Annotated in this window: 23 protein-coding genes and 2 pseudogenes; 24 read left to right on the forward strand and 1 reads right to left on the reverse strand. The window is 40.7% G+C overall.

Annotation, left to right across the window (positions count from 1 at the left end; translation table 11 throughout):
* Positions 1 to 272 precede the first annotated feature (272 nt).
* The 11 genes from ACR0QT_RS03700 (at position 273) to ACR0QT_RS03750 (ending at position 8,093) form a co-directional block, all read left to right on the forward strand.
* Positions 273 to 2,156, forward strand: coding sequence for a recombinase family protein (locus ACR0QT_RS03700; protein WP_432629553.1), 1,884 nt, complete (start codon positions 273 to 275; stop codon positions 2,154 to 2,156).
* On the forward strand, positions 2,153 to 2,536 hold the full coding sequence (locus ACR0QT_RS03705; protein WP_432628021.1) for a TnpV protein: 384 nt from the start codon (positions 2,153 to 2,155) through the stop codon (positions 2,534 to 2,536). Before ACR0QT_RS03700 ends, ACR0QT_RS03705 begins: the two co-directional genes overlap by 4 nt.
* A 9-nt stretch (positions 2,537 to 2,545) precedes the next feature.
* On the forward strand, positions 2,546 to 2,725 hold the full coding sequence (locus tag ACR0QT_RS03710; RefSeq protein WP_028086643.1) for a hypothetical protein: 180 nt from the start codon (positions 2,546 to 2,548) through the stop codon (positions 2,723 to 2,725).
* Positions 2,726 to 2,740: 15 nt separating this feature from the next.
* Positions 2,741 to 3,031, forward strand: a complete 291-nt coding sequence (locus ACR0QT_RS03715) for a hypothetical protein (protein WP_432628022.1) — start codon at positions 2,741 to 2,743, stop codon at positions 3,029 to 3,031.
* A 4-nt stretch (positions 3,032 to 3,035) separates the two neighbouring features.
* Positions 3,036 to 3,335, forward strand: a complete 300-nt coding sequence (locus ACR0QT_RS03720) for a hypothetical protein (protein ID WP_432628023.1) — start codon at positions 3,036 to 3,038, stop codon at positions 3,333 to 3,335.
* Positions 3,336 to 3,364: 29 nt separating this feature from the next.
* A complete protein-coding gene (locus ACR0QT_RS03725) occupies positions 3,365 to 3,667 on the forward strand; it encodes a hypothetical protein (protein ID WP_432628024.1) in 303 nt (100 codons plus the stop codon).
* Positions 3,668 to 3,811: 144 nt separating this feature from the next.
* On the forward strand, positions 3,812 to 3,937 hold the full coding sequence (locus tag ACR0QT_RS03730) for a hypothetical protein (RefSeq protein ID WP_432629554.1): 126 nt from the start codon (positions 3,812 to 3,814) through the stop codon (positions 3,935 to 3,937).
* 144 nt (positions 3,938 to 4,081) lie between these two features.
* On the forward strand, positions 4,082 to 5,515 hold the full coding sequence (locus ACR0QT_RS03735; protein WP_432628025.1) for a serine/arginine repetitive matrix protein 2: 1,434 nt from the start codon (positions 4,082 to 4,084) through the stop codon (positions 5,513 to 5,515).
* A 138-nt stretch (positions 5,516 to 5,653) separates the two neighbouring features.
* Positions 5,654 to 6,277 (forward strand): CHC2 zinc finger domain-containing protein, encoded by a 624-nt coding sequence (locus tag ACR0QT_RS03740; protein WP_432628028.1) that lies wholly within the window; start codon positions 5,654 to 5,656, stop codon positions 6,275 to 6,277.
* The gene (locus ACR0QT_RS03745; protein ID WP_432628026.1) at positions 6,192 to 7,631 is read left to right on the forward strand and encodes a VapE domain-containing protein; all 1,440 of its coding nucleotides are present in this window, start codon (positions 6,192 to 6,194) and stop codon (positions 7,629 to 7,631) included. The genes ACR0QT_RS03740 and ACR0QT_RS03745 overlap by 86 nt, the downstream gene beginning before the upstream one ends.
* 288 nt (positions 7,632 to 7,919) lie before the next feature.
* The gene (locus ACR0QT_RS03750; RefSeq protein ID WP_432628027.1) at positions 7,920 to 8,093 is read left to right on the forward strand and encodes a transposon-encoded TnpW family protein; all 174 of its coding nucleotides are present in this window, start codon (positions 7,920 to 7,922) and stop codon (positions 8,091 to 8,093) included.
* A gap of 55 nt (positions 8,094 to 8,148) precedes the next feature.
* Here ACR0QT_RS03750 and ACR0QT_RS03755 read toward each other — a convergent pair whose 3' ends face one another.
* Positions 8,149 to 8,400: a helix-turn-helix domain-containing protein gene (locus tag ACR0QT_RS03755; RefSeq protein WP_432629555.1), complete on the reverse strand. Its 252-nt coding sequence runs from the start codon at positions 8,398 to 8,400 to the stop codon at positions 8,149 to 8,151.
* 337 nt (positions 8,401 to 8,737) lie between these two features.
* Between ACR0QT_RS03755 and ACR0QT_RS03760 the strand changes: the two genes are divergently transcribed.
* From ACR0QT_RS03760 to ACR0QT_RS03820, 13 genes and pseudogenes are all read left to right on the forward strand, one after another.
* A complete protein-coding gene (locus ACR0QT_RS03760; protein ID WP_432629556.1) occupies positions 8,738 to 10,705 on the forward strand; it encodes an ATP-binding protein in 1,968 nt (655 codons plus the stop codon).
* A gap of 101 nt (positions 10,706 to 10,806) precedes the next feature.
* Positions 10,807 to 11,019, forward strand: a complete 213-nt coding sequence (locus ACR0QT_RS03765; protein WP_432629557.1) for a DUF6219 family protein — start codon at positions 10,807 to 10,809, stop codon at positions 11,017 to 11,019.
* A gap of 3 nt (positions 11,020 to 11,022) precedes the next feature.
* Entirely contained in the window at positions 11,023 to 11,478 is a 456-nt protein-coding gene (gene bcp, locus ACR0QT_RS03770; protein WP_432629558.1) for a thioredoxin-dependent thiol peroxidase, read from the forward strand.
* Positions 11,478 to 12,230 (forward strand): peroxide stress protein YaaA, encoded by a 753-nt coding sequence (gene yaaA, locus ACR0QT_RS03775; protein ID WP_432629559.1) that lies wholly within the window; start codon positions 11,478 to 11,480, stop codon positions 12,228 to 12,230. Before bcp ends, yaaA begins: the two co-directional genes overlap by 1 nt.
* A gap of 136 nt (positions 12,231 to 12,366) precedes the next feature.
* Positions 12,367 to 12,774 (forward strand): Fur family transcriptional regulator, encoded by a 408-nt coding sequence (locus ACR0QT_RS03780; protein ID WP_432629560.1) that lies wholly within the window; start codon positions 12,367 to 12,369, stop codon positions 12,772 to 12,774.
* Positions 12,767 to 13,387, forward strand: a pseudogene (locus ACR0QT_RS03785) (flavin reductase); the annotation flags it as partial. The gene ACR0QT_RS03780 and the pseudogene ACR0QT_RS03785, both read left to right, overlap by 8 nt.
* A gap of 18 nt (positions 13,388 to 13,405) precedes the next feature.
* On the forward strand, positions 13,406 to 13,948 hold the full coding sequence (gene rbr / locus ACR0QT_RS03790) for a rubrerythrin (RefSeq protein ID WP_432629670.1): 543 nt from the start codon (positions 13,406 to 13,408) through the stop codon (positions 13,946 to 13,948).
* An 11-nt stretch (positions 13,949 to 13,959) separates the two neighbouring features.
* Positions 13,960 to 14,334: a desulfoferrodoxin family protein gene (locus ACR0QT_RS03795; RefSeq protein ID WP_432629561.1), complete on the forward strand. Its 375-nt coding sequence runs from the start codon at positions 13,960 to 13,962 to the stop codon at positions 14,332 to 14,334.
* A gap of 92 nt (positions 14,335 to 14,426) precedes the next feature.
* Positions 14,427 to 14,582, forward strand: coding sequence for a rubredoxin (locus ACR0QT_RS03800; RefSeq protein WP_432629562.1), 156 nt, complete (start codon positions 14,427 to 14,429; stop codon positions 14,580 to 14,582).
* Positions 14,583 to 14,606: 24 nt separating this feature from the next.
* Complete coding sequence (locus ACR0QT_RS03805; protein WP_432629563.1) at positions 14,607 to 15,833, forward strand: HD-GYP domain-containing protein; 1,227 nt, start codon at positions 14,607 to 14,609, stop codon at positions 15,831 to 15,833.
* A 160-nt stretch (positions 15,834 to 15,993) separates the two neighbouring features.
* Positions 15,994 to 16,818 (forward strand): annotated as a pseudogene (locus tag ACR0QT_RS03810) (VirD4-like conjugal transfer protein, CD1115 family); the annotation flags it as partial.
* A gap of 237 nt (positions 16,819 to 17,055) precedes the next feature.
* Complete coding sequence (locus tag ACR0QT_RS03815; protein ID WP_113998658.1) at positions 17,056 to 17,271, forward strand: Maff2 family protein; 216 nt, start codon at positions 17,056 to 17,058, stop codon at positions 17,269 to 17,271.
* Between the two features lie 28 nt (positions 17,272 to 17,299).
* Positions 17,300 to 18,172 (forward strand): VirB6/TrbL-like conjugal transfer protein, CD1112 family, encoded by an 873-nt coding sequence (locus ACR0QT_RS03820; RefSeq protein ID WP_432629565.1) that lies wholly within the window; start codon positions 17,300 to 17,302, stop codon positions 18,170 to 18,172.
* Positions 18,173 to 18,247: the final 75 nt, after the last annotated feature.

An 18,247-nucleotide genomic window follows, 5' to 3' on the forward strand; every position in this document is an offset into this window, starting at 1 on the left:
AAACATACAGACCTTTTGGCACTCCAGACATGTAATTAGTGTAAGGAGCATTTCAGAATGGCACAAAACCAAAAAGTTTCGTGTAAAGGGATTTTTGAAGTTTCTACACGAACCTTGAAAACGGAAGAGCCTGCCCATAGGGATACCAGATCTGAATGTGCATTGTGCATGTCTTTTCTGGAAATACGTCCCGGAAACATCAGAACCCGGTACAGGAACGGATATGGGATGAACACAGGAACGGAAAAACGAAGAAAGGAGGGCGTCAGAGAATGGCACAGACACAGGGATTCATGACAGCGTTGTATGAGCGTCTCAGTCGTGATGATGAATTAAACGGGGAATCCAATAGTATTTCCAACCAGAAAAAGTTACTGGAACAGTATGCAAAAGAGCATGGTTTTACCAATCTGGTGCATTTTACCGATGATGGAATCTCAGGCACAAGATTTGACCGCCCCGGCTTTCTTGCCATGATGAGAGAAGTGGAGTCCGGGAAAGTTGGGACGATTCTGATAAAAGATATGAGCCGAATGGGAAGAGATTATCTGAAAGTGGGACAGTACATGGAACTGCTCCGGCAGAAGAATGTTCGGCTGATCGCAGTCAATGAGAACGTGGACAGCTTCCGGGAGGACGATGATTTTACCCCATTCCGAAATATTATGAATGAGTGGTATGCAAGAGATACCAGCAAAAAGATTAAATCTACCTTTAAAGCAAAGGGAAAGTCAGGGAAGCATGTGGCAAGTACAACACCGTATGGTTATCTGAAAGATAAGGACGATCCGAATGTATGGGTCATTGATGAAGAAGCGGCAGCAGTTGTACGGAGAATCTTCCACATGACGATGGACGGATGCGGGCCATATCAGATTGCCCGGATACTGAAAGAGGATAAGGTTGAGATACCTGCAGTGCATATGGCAAAGAAAGATGCCGGGTTATGGAAAGGCAGGATAGAGGAAATCAAAGACCCGTATGGATGGGGTTCCTCTACGGTTGCAGGGATTCTGAAGAAAAGAGAATACCTTGGACATACTGTGAATTTCAAAACCAGAAAGCACTTCAAGGATAAGAAAAGCCATTATGTATCTGAGGATAACTGGACAGTATTTGAGAATACGCAGGAAGCAATTATAGATCAGGAAACCTTTGATAACGTACAGAGAATCAGAAGCAATGTAAGGCGGTATCCAGATGGATGGGGAGAAGCCCACCCACTGACAGGACTGATGTATTGTGCAGACTGTGGCTCAAAGATGTATGTCCACCGGGTAAACAATGGAAAGAGGGTACCGCAATACACCTGCTCTGCATATTCTAAAGTTCCAGTTGGAACGCTCTGTCCGACACAGCACAGAATCAATGCTGATGTAGTTATGGAGCTGATTAAGGAGCTTTTAAAGGCTGTTGCGGAATATTCCCAACTGAACCGGGAAGAGTTCATGGAGACGGTTAAAAAAGCACAGACTTCACAACAGTCCAGTGAGATCACAAGGCTGAAAACCAGATTATCAGAAGCACAGAAACGTGTGCAGGAACTGGAAAAACTGCTCTGCCGGATTTATGAGGATAACATTCTTGGTAAACTGCCAGATGAACGTTATGCAATTCTGGACGGGCAGTATTCCAAAGAACAGAAAGAATTATCCGCAGAGATCGCAGATATGGAAACTGAGTTATCCAGTTATGAGGAAGGTCGCAGGTCAGCGGAGAAGTTTATCTTATTGGTTGATAAATACCAGAACTTCGATGAACTGACCACCTATATGCTGAATGAATTTGTTGAAAAGATTGTGGTGCATGAACGTGACCGGAAAGGAAGCGTTGAAACAACACAGGAAGTGGAAATCTATTTTAACTTTATTGGCAGATATTTACCGCCACATTTTGGTGAGGTAGAAATGACACCGGAGGAAATTGAAGAAATGAAAAAACGGGAAGCCAGAAAGGACAGGCTTCACCAGAATTACCTGAGAAGAAAAGCAAATGGCAAGCAGCAAGAATACTATGAACGGACAAAAGCAAAAAAGAAAGCTGAGATGGATGCCAAAAAAGAAGAAATCCGGCAGGAAGATATTGCAAAGGGTGTGTTCGTTCCGGTATCACTGCTTCCACCTGCAGAGCCGAAGAAAGGAGTTGCATCAGCATGAGCAAATTAGAAAGAATCATTCACGATGACAGTAACGGTCTGGATTATATCCTTGTCGGGGAAATCTATCTGCCATTGATCGCAGTGCCGGAAGAAAGAAGAGAGATTGGTTTTTATGGAAGTATCCATAGAAATTATCTGAAAGACTACAAGAGTGGTTTGTATTCCTATCTAATGTTGACCGGAAAACTCTGGACATACCTTGCAGATCTGAACGAACAGTGTAAAGAACGCAGAGATTTTCTCATGGAGCAGATCATGGAGCAGGAAGGCATTACGGAGGAATTGAAAAGCAAAGATCAAATGGAATGGGTTCGACGGGCAAACAATGTAAGAAGCCGGGTTGATGAAATCATTTTAAATGAACTGGTGTATGTGTAGGAGGGGTTTATGAGATATCGGATTGAATATGCAGATGGAAGATGCTGTAATTTTGCAAACAGCAGAAAAGATTTATTGGACTGGCTGAAACTGCTGAAAGATGAAAAGATTGTAGATATTCGTAAGATTTACAAAAGCGGTGTGACAGATTCCGTTCTGGATAATTATCGCAGATATTTAAAACAGTGAAAGGGGCAGGCAGTCATGGTAGTTGTAAAAATTATTATAAGGATTTTGTTATTGCCAGTGCGGATATGCCTGACGTTGATACAACTTGTTCTTATGTTCAGTACATGGCTGTCTGCAACTGTGTTTCATATCCTGTCTGGAATCATCTGCATTACGGCAGTTTTAGGTTATGGATTCGGGCAGGAAACAGGCACAGAAGCGGTCAGAATGCTTTCGGCAGGTTTTATGCTTTATATCCTGCCTGTGCTTTCTGGCTGGGCAGTGATGTGGCTGGAAACAATCAAAATCAGATTGATGGGAGATTAAATAGATGGAATTAACAGAAAATATGGAAGAGTTTCTGAGTGACCTGATCGGAAAAAGAATGGAACAGGTTTATCAGGAAAAAGATGGAGAGCAGTATGATCCATTCAACGAAGAACTGGAACTGAAAGTACAAAAGGTAATTCGGAAGTTACCGCCAAAACAGGGAAAAGTCATTTTTGACTATATGACGGAAACCTCAAATAATAACAGTGACCTGAATGAGTTCTATTACCGTATGGGATTGAGAGATGGGCTGAAGCTGAGAGAAGCTATCCGAACTATACTGGACACATTGATGGAGTAGGGAACTGTAGAAAGGAACGGGATTCACAAATGAAAATGACAAAAGAGATTGAAGAATTTATCAACCTGACCATAACGGAACACATGGGAAAATCATATGCAGACTGGAAGCTGAACCAACCGTCTGTGACAGAACCAGATGAAGTTGAGGAAGAATATAAAAAAGTGATTGCAACACTCCCACCGGAACAGGAAGAGGTCATTACAAAATATTGTGACCAGATATTCAACAGTGGAGCAGATACAGAAGAATTTTTCTATCGGCTGGGTCTGAGGGACGGAATGAAACTCAGGAAGATTGTAAAGATGGTTATGAAGCAATTAGCAGAATGATACATACTGGAACCATCCGTGAAAGTGAATGAGTAAAGGAAAGGGCATTAACCGTAAAAAGTTAGTGCCTTTTATTTTACCCATTTTTATATTTTCATAAAATCCGGTACAGAGGATTTTTGAAAAACAGACAGAACGGAGAACATGCCAAAGGGACAGTGGCAGGTGTTACGTTTTGTCTGCCGGGAGTACAGAGGGCGGGCAGCTCTCTGTGCCGGGATTGCAAAGGGCGGCAGCAACCTTGCTGGGGTTAAGGGGCGAAGCCCTTAGCAGGTTAAGGGCGGCAGCCATTGCCCAGTGATATGGCGTTTCGCCATATGGTACTGGGTACTGTCTGTAACGGGGACAGAGGCTTTTGGCAGCTTCGCTGCAATCCCCTCCGGGGAAACAACTTGAAAAAAGGAGAGATGTGAATTGAAAGGCACAAGGCATAATGGACGGTCGGGCAAAGATGGTGTTTACAATCCGCTTCACAATGACCGGAGATTTGACCCGGAACACAGCGAGCATATCGACAATGAACGTGTCCGTCAAAATATTTACTGGGACTGCTATCAGGGATATACCACAATGGCTGACCGGGGGAAAGATGTCAATTTTTCTTTCAACCAGATTGAAATGGCATACTATGTGGAGCATTACAGCGACTATGTAATCAACCAGAACAAGCGTCATGAGAAAGCCAGACACCCCGACAGGTGCAAAGGGATGGAAGATGTCCTGAAAAATAAAAAGACCTGCCCGGAAGAAAGTATCTATCAGCTTGGCACGATAGATGAACATGCTTCGGCAGAAACGCTGGTCTTGATCTTTGATGAATTTAAAAAAGAGTTCGATGAGCGATTCGGTTCCAACGTGCATATCATTGACTGGGCATTGCACATGGATGAAGCAACACCGCATATCCATGAGCGTCATGTATTTGATGCCACAAACCGATATGGGGAGATCGAACCGAAGCAGGAAGCGGCACTGGAAGAACTTGGTTTTGAACTTCCACACCCGGAAAAAGCAAGGTCGAAGTCCAACAACCGGAAGATCGTTTTTGATTCTGCCTGCCGGGCAATGTTCCTGGACATCTGCAAACGTCATGGACTGGAACTGGATGAAGAACCGTCTTATGGTGGAAGGCAGTATCTGGAGAAACAGGACTATATCCGAATGAAGCAGAAAAAAGAGATTGCGGTTCAGCAGGAAATGCTCGAACAGCAGAGGGATAAGGTCAATGCAAACCATCTGGAACTTGCAAGGCAGTCAAACCATGTCAGGGCAAATGAAAAGGTTATCCAGTCACAGAAAGAAAAAATAAATCAGCAGGAAGAAGAGTTTAAAGAAAAATTCTTTGCCAATTCTGACCGGATTCTAAGTCAGGGTGAGCTGATTGAAGAACAGCAACAGGAGTTGCAACAACTGACACTCCGCATAGAAGATATGGAAACTTTGCTTGATGAAGTATCCAGTGAAGCTTATGACAAGGCAGTGGAGAAAGTTGCAAAGGAAGCTGTGCTGGCTACCAGAAAAGATGATATTTACCTGGCAGAAGATTCAAAAAGATGGATACAGAGTCCGGAACGCAAAGCAACACGAAAAGAAAAGGAATATGCGATAAACCGGCTGGACGGTCTGATACGGAAAATTGAAAATGCGATGGAAAAAGCGGTTGTGAAAATCGTCCGTCAGTTAAAACAGCCAGAGAAAAAGAAAGCGGTTGTGGAAGAAATCAAGAAAGAAGTGAAGCCGTCCATCAGGGAAAAACTTGCACAGAACGTTGCAAAGGTTCAAAAAGAAGAAGCTGAGAGAAAACAACTGAATAAAGGAAAATCACATTCCAGTGATCTGGAGATATAAGGGCATTTTGTTGATTCCGTAAGGACAGGACAAAGTGCCTTTTTTTGTTTTTAGTGAAAACTTGCTTCCCAGATTTGGGAAGCAGATTTAAGAAAGTGAGGAAACAAATTGGGACTATTTGATGAAGTAAAACAGAATGTGACCGTCCGGCAGGCTGCTGAGAGGTATGGGTTAAAGCCAAATCGGAGTGGACTTATCTGTTGCATTTTTCATAATGACAAATCGCCCAGCATGAAAGTAGACCGGAGATATTACTGCTTTGGTTGTGGGTGTACGGGTGATGCGATTGATTTTACCGCACAGTTATTTGGGATTGGACTGAAAGATGCAGCCATGAAGCTGGCAGATGATTTTGGGATTTCCTATTCCGGCAGGGACAGGGGATCACCACAGAACAGGAAACGTGTTGCAATAAAAAAACCAGAGCCGACACCAGAAGAACTCTGGCAGAAAAGATATATAAAATGCCTGAGAACGTATCTGGACTACCGGAGCCAGCTTCTGGAATGGAAAGAGCAGTATGCACCAAAAACATGGACGGAAGAATGGCATGAAAAGTTTATGACTGCTCTCCGGGAGCTGACGGTTGTTGAGCATTATCTGGACATTCTGCTCTTCGGGGATCAGGCAGATAAGGAAGCACTTGTAAAAGAAAAATGGGAGGAGGTGGAGAGGATTGAGCAATGCGAAAGAGAAGATAAAGGAGATCGCCACAAAAGAACAGAAAGACGCTATGAAAGAAATGCTCCGAATGGTAGATAAAAGCAAAGTCGATGAAGTGAAACAGATGTTGGAATATACACAGAAGGGAACCGCTAAAGCAACGGTGGGAAATTATATGGTTGTGCTGAGAAATGACCCTCTTGTGCGTGAGAGTATGAAGTACAACAGGCTGACAGGCAGGATTGATATTGTAAAAAAACTCTGGTGGAATGATGAAATCTGCAAGCTGGACGATGATGGCAGGACTTATTTTTATTATTTCTTTGAACGTTATTACAAACTTGCAAGTGAAAAATGTATGGATAAGGCACTCCGACTGGAAGCCAACAGCAGGGCATACCACCCGATCTGTGAGTATCTGGAACAACTGGAATGGGACGGACAGGAGCGAATCCGCTATGTCCTGCAACGGTATATGGGGGCTGATGCTTCGGATTTTGTCTATGAGGTTGTGAAGCATTTCCTTATGGAAGCATTGAGCAGAATCTACCGTCCCGGCTGTAAGGCAGATGAGATGCTCTGTCTGGTAGGTCAGCAGGGAGCCGGAAAATCTACGTTTTTCCGTTTCCTTGCCATAAATGATGACTGGTTTTCCGATGATCTGAAGCAGTTAAACGACAGTAAAATATATGAGCATCTCCGGGGACACTGGATCATGGAAATGTCGGAAATGATCGCAGCGATTAGTGCAAAGAGCAATGAGGAAATCAAGTCATTCCTTACCAGACAGAAAGACACTTACCGTAACCCTTATGATAAATATGAGGAAGACCGGAAGCGTCAGTGTATTTTTGCCGGGTCAACGAATACAAGGCAGTTCATTCCTTTTGACCGTACCGGGGCAAGGCGGTTCCTGCCGATTGCCATTGACAGCAGTAGGGCAGAGAAGCATATCCTTGATGATGAAAAAGAAGCCAGAGCCTATTTTGACCAGCTATGGGCAGAAGCAATGGAACTCTACTGGTCTGCGGAGGATAAGAACAGCCTATTAAGGTTTTCAAAGGAAATGGAACAGGAGATCAATGAATACCGAAAGCAGTTCACACAGGAAGATACGATGGCAGGAATGATCCAGGGGTGGTTAGATGCTTATAAAGGTACCCATGTATGTTCCGTCCAGATCTGGAAAGAAGCCTTTGACCATTTTGACCGGGAGCCAAAGAAATTTGAAACAAATGAGATATGTTCCATTATGGATACACAGATCACTGGCTGGAAGAGATCAGGATTCCACCGTTTTACCAAAGAAGGCTATGGCAGACAGCGGAGTTGGATCAGGGAAAGGACAGAAGAAGAGGGTGGCAACGAACCGGATAAAGACGGATTTACGAAGCTGACGAAGGCAGAGCAGATGGAACTCCCATTTGACCTGCCCGACAAAGAGAAAGGCTGATTTTTCCACCGGAAGGCTGTTGAATTACCCGAAAATTTATCGCTTGTTGCCATTCTTGTATCCACCCTGAACCATTGAGTTTACTGATGATTTTGCCATTTTTAACGGGTGGCAACAAGAACATTCAAAAAAATTTTTAGTAGTATTTAGGGGAACAGAAAAAACAACCTGTAAAAAGTTTCAATCCCCATGTTGCCACTTACGTTACCAGTTTACCAATAAACTTCCGGCAGGGACAGAAACAGTCCTCTCTCTGTCGGGCAAATAAACGAAAGGAAATAGATGATTATGGAAAAAATGATAAATACAAAAACAGAAGGAAGCACATTTACAAAGAAGATCGGACAGACAGTTTACATTGTACGCTATCATTTCAATGAAGATGCAAAAGAAACCATGCAGGAAAAGATTAACCGGATGCTGGTTACAGAAGCAAGCCGACAGGCTGTTAATAAAGTATAAACGAAAAAAACCTACTGTTATCTGTGGAATAATCTACGGATAATGGTAGGCTCTTTTACTTTTTGTTGAATGATTCACTGAGCAATTCATCGTAAGTGGTATGCAGGCAGTCCCGGATACCACGAAGCTGAGTGCCTGTGATGTGCTGAATACCTCTTTCGATTTTTACCAGAGATTCTCTGGTCATGTCTATGTTTTCTAATTGAAGCATACGGACAAGTTCAGTCTGACCGTAGCCTTTCTGTAATCTGATACGGCGGATATTTCCACCAATATCAATACCAACCTGTTTTATTTTTTGCTCCATTCATATCACCTGAAATAGAGGACTGAAATTAGTCCATATTTGTCTTTATCATATCTGTCAGAAATGATATAATGGGACTAATATGAGTCCATTTCTAAATCTCATAATACAAACAACATAAAATTAGTATTTCGGGTTTTGAGTGTATTTATTTAGCGAATAAAAAAGTAAAATTACTACGGCACTAATATAAAAATATTAAAATGATCATTCTAAATGATACTGCTTTTGATTGACGATATTATTTTGTGGGAGATATAATATAATAAAATTTTTATCGAAATTAGAAGTGTATTATGGTATTGGAAGACGGTAGAAAGAGGAAAGGATAATTTTCATGGATAAAAATCTAAACCTAAAAGGAAGCATAATGGCAGGTATAATACAAATTCTTGCCTGCATTATTGTATATAAATTCAATATTCCAAATCCGAATATTGTGTTATTTGTTCTGCTTTCAGCGTCAATAGTACAATTCGGATACTTTGCAGGGATAATAAGTGGTGTTATTGCTGTTTTGTATTCAGCATTCTTTTTTTCCACAGATCACAGTTGGATTTTTTATACGCCGATTAATCGTGATAAACTGATTGTCATTGTGTTGGGAGTTATTGCTAATATTATTGTTGTCGGACATCTGCAAAAAGTAAATAGACAGGCAGTGCATAAGATTGCAAAACTTGAATCAGAGAAAAAACAGAAGGAGAAAATGGAGGGACTTAATGCGACCACGGTTGCCCTTTCTGATATTTATACGGGTGTATTTTTAATTAATCTTGTAACAGATACCTTTGTACCTATTAAAGCAGAAGATGAAATTACTAAAATTCTTGATGGTTACTCATCTGCTCAACAAGCTATTTCCATAGCAATAAAAAAAACTGCCAATGTGAAAAATCAGCAAGATATGCTGAAATTTGTTGATTTAAACACTTTGCCACAGCGTATGGATTCGCAACGGTATTTAAGCAAGGAGTACAGAGGTGTTTATTCTGGCTGGGTGCGGGGAAACTTTGTTGAAGTTTCGAGAGATGACAGGGGAATTTTGACACAGGTACTCTACACATATCAAGTTATTGATGAAGAAAAGAAAAAAGAGCTTGAACAGCAAGAAACGCTTCGTAAGGCAGTAATCGCAGCAGATACTGCGAATCGGGCGAAATCTACATTTCTTCTTAATATGAGTCATGACATTCGAACACCACTCAATGGAATCATTGGCCTTTTGAAAATCAATATGACACACAGCGATGATGAGAAACTTGTGCGTGAAAATTACAAAAAAATGGAAAAGGCAGCAAACCATCTGTTGTCTTTGATTAATGATGTTTTACAAATGAGTAAATTGGAGGATGGCAGAGAAGAATTTTCATCGGAATTGGTCTGTTTATCTGATATTTTCTATGATATTAAGGCTATTATAGAAGGAAATGCCTCGGATAAGGGAATTTCATGGGATTTTTCAGGAGATATTGTTTTTGTACATCCGTATGTTATAGCGAGTCCGCTACATTTGCGACAAATATTTTTGAACATATATGGGAACAGCATTAAATTTACAAATCCTGGTGGAAAAATTTCAACAAAACAGGAATGTATAGAGGAAAAGGATAATGTAATTACTTATCGCTGGATAATTTCTGATACAGGAATTGGCATGAGCAAAGAATTTCTGCAACATATTTTTGAACCGTTTTCACAAGAACAATCTGATGCCCGCAGTGCTTATCATGGAACCGGACTTGGCATGTCTATTGTGAAAAAACTGGTTGATAATATGGGCGGCACGATTTCTATTACCAGCGAAATTGGAAAAGGATCAACTTTTGTAATTGAACTGCCTTTTGAGATGGCCTCTGCACCAGAAAAATCTAAGAAGGAAGAAGTGGAGAAGGAGAATAGTATTCGTGGTTTGAATCTTATGTTGGTCGAGGATAATGAGTTGAATGCCGAGATTGCAGAAATGCTTTTAAAAGATGAAGGTGCAATCATTATAATGGCCAATGATGGACAGCAAGCTGTTGGATTATTCAATAATAATCCAGTGGGAACATTTGATGCAATTCTTATGGATATCATGATGCCGGTAATGGATGGACTAAGTGCTACTAAAGCAATTCGAGCATTAAATCGACCAGATGCAGGCACAGTTCCGATTATTGCAATGACTGCCAATGCTTTTGCGGAAGATGCACAGAAATGTTTGGAAGCAGGAATGAATGCACATTTGGCAAAACCTTTGGATATTGAAAAGGTGAAAAAAATCATTTATGAACAGACAAAAAATAGATTATATAAAAAATAGTAAATGGATGTGACAGCTTTGTTGATTAAATTGACATGGATTTGCTATAGAGTATAATTACTATTGTAGACACTGAAAATATAAAAAATCGGAGGTATAGTATGAAAGCACATAAATATTGGTCAGCAGGAGCGTTAATTACAATGCTTGGTACTCTTTACACAGGGCATAAAGCTTCAAAATCAAGTCACAAATATTTTGCACTGGGTTCTCTTTTTTGTATGATGATGGCTATCTATACAGGTCATAAAATGATTTCCGGGAATAAGAAAGTAAAGGTAAATAAAGAGAAAGCGGTAAAGACGGAGGAGTAAAGAATGCTGGAAGTAGGAATAAAAGCACCAGATTTCGAGTTACCAGATCAGAATGGAAAGATTCATAGATTATCCGATTATGCAGGAAAGAAAGTGGTTTTATACTTTTATCCAAAGGATAATACAGCGGGATGCACAAAGCAGGCATGTGGTTTTTCAGAAAGATACCCTCAATTTACGGAAAAGGGTGCGGTCATTCTTGGAGTCAGTAAAGATTCCGTAGCATCTCATAAGAGATTTGAAGAAAAATATGGACTGGCATTTACACTTTTATCTGATCCGGAACGTAAAGTTATTGAAACATATGATGTCTGGAAAGAAAAGAAAAATTATGGAAAAGTTTCTATGGGAGTAGTAAGAACCACATATCTTGTTGATGAGCAGGGAATCATTATAAAGGCAAATGATAAAGTTAAAGCTGCAGATGATCCTGAAAACATGCTTAAGGAATTGATGTGATGAAGATTATATTATCACCTGCAAAAAAAATGATTACTGATACAGACAGTATAGCACCAGTTGAATTGCCAGAATTTATTGACAGGACGGCAGAGATATTGAGCTGGATGAAAAGTCAGTCAAAAGAAGAACTGAAGTCCATCTGGAAATGTAATGACAAGATTGCAGAACAGAATTTCAACAGGTTAGAAAATATGGATCTTTATAACATGCTTACACCGGCTGTTTTATCGTATGAGGGAATTGCATTTCAGTATATGGCACCATCTGTGTTTGAAAATCGGCAGTTTGATTATATACAAAATCATTTGAGGATACTGTCTGCGTTTTATGGTGTTCTAAAACCGATGGATGGTGTAACGCCTTATCGCTTGGAGATGCAGGCGAAAGCTGAAATAGAAGATACAAAAAATATATATGATTACTGGGGTGAAAGATTATATCGTTCAGTGATCGACGGCGACAGGGTTATGATTAATCTTGCATCAAAAGAATACTCGAAATGTATAGAAAAATATCTGTCAGATAAAGACCAATATATTACAGTTACATTTTGTGAACGATCAGGAGATAAATTGGTAACAAAAGGTACATATGCCAAGATGGCTCGTGGTGAGATGGTCAGATATATGGCAGAAAAAGAAATTGAAAATCCGACAGATATACAAAAGTTTGACAGACTTGGATATACCTTTAGAGGAGACTTATCATCTGAATCGAGATATGTTTTTGAACGAAAAATTATGAAATAAGATTGTGCTAAAAAGAGATATTTACTAAGTGCTATTGCTATTTTAGAAAATAGTAACTATTACTATTTTTTTGTTGACATCTTCAGACTTCTGATATATACTTCTAATTAAGAATAAATCCTAATAAGGAGAAGGAATGACTAACAGAAGAAATACAATTCAGAAAGATCTTGTGAAAAATGCCGTATATGAAATGAAAAGGCATGTTACAGCAAATGAAGTATATGAATTTCTAAAAAAAGAATATCCTACCATTGGAAAAGGAACAGTATATAGAAATCTTGATATACTGTCAGAAGAAGGTGCTCTGAGAAAGGTTGAAGTGCCAGATGGAGCAAATCGGTTCGATATCACACTGAAAAATCATTATCATGTGAGATGTATAAAATGCGGTGAAGTATCGGATGTAGATATGGATGAAATACCGGATTTAATGAAAAGAATTCATGATACGCATGGAATAGATTTTTTGGAATATGATATTTCCTTTAAAGGTATTTGTCCGAGATGCAGGGAGAAGATGAAGGAGGAGCAGAATGGATAAAAAAGCGATGTATAAGCTGAGTTACGGATTATTTATACTGACTGCCAGAGAAGAAGAAAAGGATAATGGTTGTATCATTAACACTGCGATTCAGGCGGCATCAGAACCAAATCAATTAAGTATCTGTGTAAATAAGGCAAATTATACACATGAAATGATCCAAAGAACCGGAAAATTCACAGTGTCAGTATTAAGCCAGAGTGCCCAGTTTGAACTATTTAAACATTTTGGTTTTCAATCCGGGCGGGATATGAATAAGTTTGAAACATTTGAAAAATGTGCAAGGGGCGAAAATGGCATTTACTATATCACGGAAGGAACAAATGCATATATTTCTGTAAGTGTTAATAAAATAGAAGATTTGGGTTCCCATACGATGTTTATTGGTGAAATAACAGATATGGAAGTCTTAAGTGATATCCCTTCTGTAACATACGAGTACTATCAGAATCACATAAAACCTAAGCCACAGGCAGTAGGAAAAACAGAAGATGGTCAGACAATATGGCGTTGCAGGATTTGTGGATATGAGTATGTAGGAGAAGAATTACCGGATGATTTTGTATGTCCTTTGTGTAAACATCCGGCATCAGATTTTGAAAAAGTGATAAAGAAAACGGAGGTAAAAGAGATGGCTGCTAACAAGTACGCAGGAACACAGACAGAGAAAAATTTACAGGAGGCATTTGCAGGAGAATCACAGGCAAGAAATAAGTATACTTATTTTGCATCTGTAGCGAAAAAGGAAGGCTACGAGCAAATGTCAGCATTATTTTTAAAAACAGCAGATAATGAGAAAGAACATGCTAAGATGTGGTTCAAGGAATTAGCAGGAATTGGTGATACAAAAGAAAACTTAGCTGCTGCAGCAGAAGGAGAGAACTACGAGTGGACAGATATGTATGATGGATTTGCTAAAACAGCAGAGGCAGAAGGGTTCCCGGAGCTTGCAGCAAAATTCAGAGCTGTAGGGGAAATCGAGAAACATCATGAAGAGCGATATCGTGCACTCCTTAAGAATATTGAAACTGCTCAGGTGTTTGAAAAGAGCGAAGTCAAGGTATGGGAATGCCGCAACTGCGGACATATTGTAGTCGGAACAAAGGCTCCGGAGGTATGTCCGGTATGCAATCATCCGCAGAGCTATTTTGAAGTACATGAAGAGAATTATTAGGAGGAATAGACATGAAAGTAAAATATTATGTATGTAAGCATTGTGGAAACATTATTGAAAAGGTAAAAGACAAAGGTGTACCTGTAATTTGTTGTGGAGAGCCGATGCCGGAACTGAAAGCCGGAGTAACAGATGCCGCAGTTGAAAAGCATGTACCGGTATATACAGTAGACGGTAATCATGTTCATGTTGTTGTTGGAGAAACCAAACATCCAATGCTTGAAGAACACTTTATTGAATGGATTACATTAAATACCAATCAGGGCGTTTACAGAAAACAGTTAAATCCCGGACAGGAGCCAGTTGCAGATTTCTGTCTTTCTGACGGAGAGCAGATAGAGGAAGTATATGCATACTGTAACTTGCATGGATTATGGAAATGTTAAAATAAATTTTGTACATATCAATACCATAGAATAATAAGGATACAACAGCAAAACAGCTGTGGATTAAAATATTTTACAAGGAGGAACCAATAATGAAATATGTATGTGATGTTTGCGGATGGGAGTATGACGAGGAAGCAGGATACCCGGAAGGTGGTATTGCACCGGGAACGAAATGGGAAGATGTTCCAGAAGATTTTGAATGCCCGTTATGTTCCGTAGGAAAGGATCAGTTTTCAGAAGTATAAATAAATTATGATAGGATTATGTTAATGGAAAAAGAGCAACTGGCCATAGATATTGTCGGACTGGCAGGAGCCTGCTCATATGCCTTGGACTGTATCGAAGCAGAACTGGTAAATATCAAAAATAAACATGGGAAAAGGGTTGCATATATAAGTGTGCGTATGGCTGAATACTGGGCAATCCAAAGTGATGCACTACAAGATTTAGCCATATGTGCATTGTTGCATGATAACGCTCTGACACAATATATTTCTGAAGAATTGAAAAATAATTCAGATGTTGATTTAAAAGAAGATTTATCAGAGGAAAAAACAAATCTACATTGCATTTATGGTGAAAAAAATATTTCAAAAATTCCATTTAAAACAGATGTTTCAAATATTATATTATATCACCATGAACATGCTGATGGAACGGGTCCATTTCAGAAGACATGGCAGGAAACACCATTATTTGCAAGAATTATTCATCTTGCTGATATGATTGATATCATTGGAAACAGTAAGGACTTTAATGAGCAGAGATGGGATTTTATATGCCAGTATCTTTCAAAAAACAAGGATCGGTTATTTGATTCCGAATGTGTGGATGCTTTTCTTAAGGCATTCTCAAAAGAATCATTTCAGGCTTTAAGGGATGATTCTTTTGAATCAAAGCTATGGGAAATTATTCCAAGGGAAAAACAAGATTTTGACTGGGAAACGTGTAAAAACGTTGCAGATTTTTTTGCAAAGATTGTAGATTATAAATCGCCTTTTACCAGCACTCATTCTATAGGGGTAGCTGAAAAAGCTTCGCTCTTTGCCAAATACATAGGGTTTGATTCAATAAACGTACAGAAAATGTATCTGGCGGGTGCTTTGCATGATATTGGGAAAATGGCGATCGGTAATGAAATTTTGGAAAAACCGGATAAACTTACTGATGATGAATTTTCAAAAATGAAAAATCATGCTGGTTATACGTATATAATATTGTCGGAAGTTAATGATTTCGAGGAAATACGGGACTGGGCTGCTCTTCATCATGAAAAGTTAAATGGAAAAGGATATCCTTTTGGAAAAATTGCTGATGAATTAAATGAGCCGGAGCGTATCATGGCTTGCATTGATATTTATCAGGCACTTACTGAGGACAGACCATATAAGAAAGGATTATCACATGAAAAAGCGTGTGATATACTTACTGATATGGCACAGAAAGGTTTTGTTGATTCTGATATTTCAAACAAGATTAGAAAGTGTTTCAAATAAGCGTGCTAGTAGAGATAGGATTCTATTTAATAAAATACCAATCTATATTAATCTGACAAATTTAAAATAGAATATAAAATGGAGTGTATGAAAATTCATATGCTCTATTTTTTTGCTCATTTTCGGAAAAAAGTGATTAAAAAACTATTGACATTTTGTTTCTGGTAAAACGGCAAAATCCATCCTCATTTCCTGCGGTGCAAGATTAGCTCCGTTTGACATTGCGGAACTGCGTGACCTCATGGCCTACGATGAAATGGAACTGGAACAGTTGGGAGAGGAACGGACTGCAATGTTCGTTATTATCTCCGATACTGACGATACGTTCAATTTCGTGGTGTCCATCATGTACACCCAGCTTTTCAATCTTCTATGTGATAGTGCAGACGATAAACACGGCGGGCATCTTCCGTGTCATGTACGGCTGCTGCTCGACGAGTTTGCGAATATCGGTTTGATTCCGAAGTTTGATAAGCTGATCGCTACCATCCGCAGCCGCGAGATTTCGGCATCCATCATCCTGCAATCGCAGAGCCAGTTGAAAACCATCTACAAGGATGCCGCAGAAACCATCATCGGCAACTGCGATACCATGCTTTTCCTCGGCGGCAAAGAAAGTTCAACGCTCAAAGAGATTTCCGAAACCTTGGGGAAAGAAACGATTGATCTATACAACACATCCGACACGCGCGGTCAAAGCCCATCCTTTGGCACAACGTACCAAAAAACCGGGAAGGAACTCATGAGCCGGGACGAGCTTGCTGTCATGGATGGCAGCAAGTGCATCCTGCAATTACGCGGTGTCCGGCCATTCTTGAGCGATAAATTCGACATTACCAAGCATAAGCGGTACAAAGAGCTTTCGGACTTTGATAAGAAGAACGCTTTTGACGTAGAACGCTACCTGAAGCATGAACTGCAATTGCGGATGGATGAAGAATTTGACTGCTACGAGGTGGATGTGACCGAAGAAAACACAGCATAGGAAAGGAGAACATTATTTCCAGTAAGAAGTACACCCGCCCACCTGTCCGGGCAGACCCCATGACAGGAACCTCGTCCGACTGATTTTTCCCATCTGCGATTCCAAAAGGCTGATTTTTATGAATATGAAAGGAGAAGCCAGAATTGCAGGAAGCAGGCAGCACCGAAGCTGTGCCAGCCTGGTTCTCTTTTGGAATCGTGTACATTATCAATGCTGCAATCTGGCGAAAGTACATATATGGAATTCTTCAATCAGGCTATTACCGTTCTCCAGACTCTCGTTGTTGCCATCGGCGCGGGCCTTGGCGTTTGGGGCGTTGTGAACCTCATGGAAGGGTACGGGAACGACAATCCGGGCGCAAAGAGCCAGGGCATGAAGCAGCTGATGAGCGGCGGCGGTGTCATTTTGATCGGCACCCAGCTCATCCCGCTGCTTTCTGGTCTTTTCGGCTAAGCGATAGTTATAGGAGGAAAACCCGCCATTGTTCGATAATATTTTCGCAGCAATCGAAAAATGGATGAGGGAACTTCTCTCCGGCATGGTGGAGTCCAACCTGAGTACGATGTTCACGGCAGTCAACCAACAGACCAGTGAGATCGCTGCTCAGGTCGGGCAGACACCGCAAGGGTGGAACAGCAGTATTTTCAGCATGATCCGTAATATTTCAGATTCGGTGGTGATTCCCATTGCAGGAATCATCATCACGCTGATCCTCTGCTACGAACTGATCTCGATGCTGACGGAACGAAACAATCTGCACGATGTGGACACATGGATGTTCTTCAAGTATTTCGTGAAGATGTGGATCGCGGTCTATCTCGTCAGCCACACGTTCGATATTGCAATGGCCGTGTTTGACATTGGACAGTCGGTGGTGAACGCTTCCTCCGGCATTATCCGTGGCAATACGGAGATCGACATTAGTTCTCTTTCCATGCAGATGCAGGCGGCAATGTCTACAATGGCGATTGGCGAACTGGTGACGCTGGCACTGGAAACCCTTGTTGTAAGCTGGTGTCTGAAAATTCTGTCGGTGGTTATCACGGTGATTATGTACGGCAGAATGATTGAAATTTACCTCTACACTTCGCTTGCTCCGATTCCATTTGCAACCATGAGTAACCGAGAATGGGGTCATGTGGGTACGAGCTACTTCCGAGGACTGTTCGCGCTGGCATTTCAGGCGTTTCTAATGATGGTCTGCGTGGCGATTTATGCAGCCCTCATCGGCAGCATCCGGGTATCTTCGGATATTCACTCGGCTTTGTTCGGCACGATGGCCTACACGGTGATTCTTTGTTTTTCGCTTCTTAAAACGGGGAGTCTGTCTAAGCAGATCTTCGGCAGTCACTAAATCCGGGAAAATTCAACGAAAGGAAAAGACAGCAGACAACGCCGTTTCCCGGCGGCGGTCTGGCTGTTCTGGTAA

Origin of the sequence: Brotaphodocola sp. (assembly GCF_050873365.1) — a bacterium.
GTDB lineage: Bacteria > Bacillota > Clostridia > Lachnospirales > Lachnospiraceae > Brotaphodocola.

Excerpts from the sequence above, each read along its gene's own strand:
- ACR0QT_RS03730 (WP_432629554.1), top strand. The coding sequence starts at position 3,812 with ATGCCAAAGGGACAGTGGCAGGTGTTACGTTTTGTCTGCCGGGAGTAC.
- ACR0QT_RS03710 (WP_028086643.1), top strand. The coding sequence starts at position 2,546 with ATGAGATATCGGATTGAATATGCAGATGGAAGATGCTGTAATTTTGCA.
- ACR0QT_RS03750 (WP_432628027.1), top strand. The coding sequence starts at position 7,920 with ATGGAAAAAATGATAAATACAAAAACAGAAGGAAGCACATTTACAAAG.
- ACR0QT_RS03800 (WP_432629562.1), top strand. The coding sequence starts at position 14,427 with ATGAAATATGTATGTGATGTTTGCGGATGGGAGTATGACGAGGAAGCA.
- ACR0QT_RS03795 (WP_432629561.1), top strand. The coding sequence starts at position 13,960 with ATGAAAGTAAAATATTATGTATGTAAGCATTGTGGAAACATTATTGAA.
- ACR0QT_RS03755 (WP_432629555.1), bottom strand. The coding sequence starts at position 8,400 with ATGGAGCAAAAAATAAAACAGGTTGGTATTGATATTGGTGGAAATATC.
- ACR0QT_RS03715 (WP_432628022.1), top strand. The coding sequence starts at position 2,741 with ATGGTAGTTGTAAAAATTATTATAAGGATTTTGTTATTGCCAGTGCGG.
- ACR0QT_RS03780 (WP_432629560.1), top strand. The coding sequence starts at position 12,367 with ATGACTAACAGAAGAAATACAATTCAGAAAGATCTTGTGAAAAATGCC.
- ACR0QT_RS03815 (WP_113998658.1), top strand. The coding sequence starts at position 17,056 with ATGGAATTCTTCAATCAGGCTATTACCGTTCTCCAGACTCTCGTTGTT.
- ACR0QT_RS03720 (WP_432628023.1), top strand. The coding sequence starts at position 3,036 with ATGGAATTAACAGAAAATATGGAAGAGTTTCTGAGTGACCTGATCGGA.
- ACR0QT_RS03765 (WP_432629557.1), top strand. The coding sequence starts at position 10,807 with ATGAAAGCACATAAATATTGGTCAGCAGGAGCGTTAATTACAATGCTT.
- ACR0QT_RS03805 (WP_432629563.1), top strand. The coding sequence starts at position 14,607 with ATGGAAAAAGAGCAACTGGCCATAGATATTGTCGGACTGGCAGGAGCC.
- yaaA (WP_432629559.1), top strand. The coding sequence starts at position 11,478 with ATGAAGATTATATTATCACCTGCAAAAAAAATGATTACTGATACAGAC.
- ACR0QT_RS03705 (WP_432628021.1), top strand. The coding sequence starts at position 2,153 with ATGAGCAAATTAGAAAGAATCATTCACGATGACAGTAACGGTCTGGAT.
- bcp (WP_432629558.1), top strand. The coding sequence starts at position 11,023 with ATGCTGGAAGTAGGAATAAAAGCACCAGATTTCGAGTTACCAGATCAG.
- ACR0QT_RS03700 (WP_432629553.1), top strand. The coding sequence starts at position 273 with ATGGCACAGACACAGGGATTCATGACAGCGTTGTATGAGCGTCTCAGT.
- rbr (WP_432629670.1), top strand. The coding sequence starts at position 13,406 with ATGGCTGCTAACAAGTACGCAGGAACACAGACAGAGAAAAATTTACAG.
- ACR0QT_RS03760 (WP_432629556.1), top strand. The coding sequence starts at position 8,738 with ATGGATAAAAATCTAAACCTAAAAGGAAGCATAATGGCAGGTATAATA.
- ACR0QT_RS03725 (WP_432628024.1), top strand. The coding sequence starts at position 3,365 with ATGAAAATGACAAAAGAGATTGAAGAATTTATCAACCTGACCATAACG.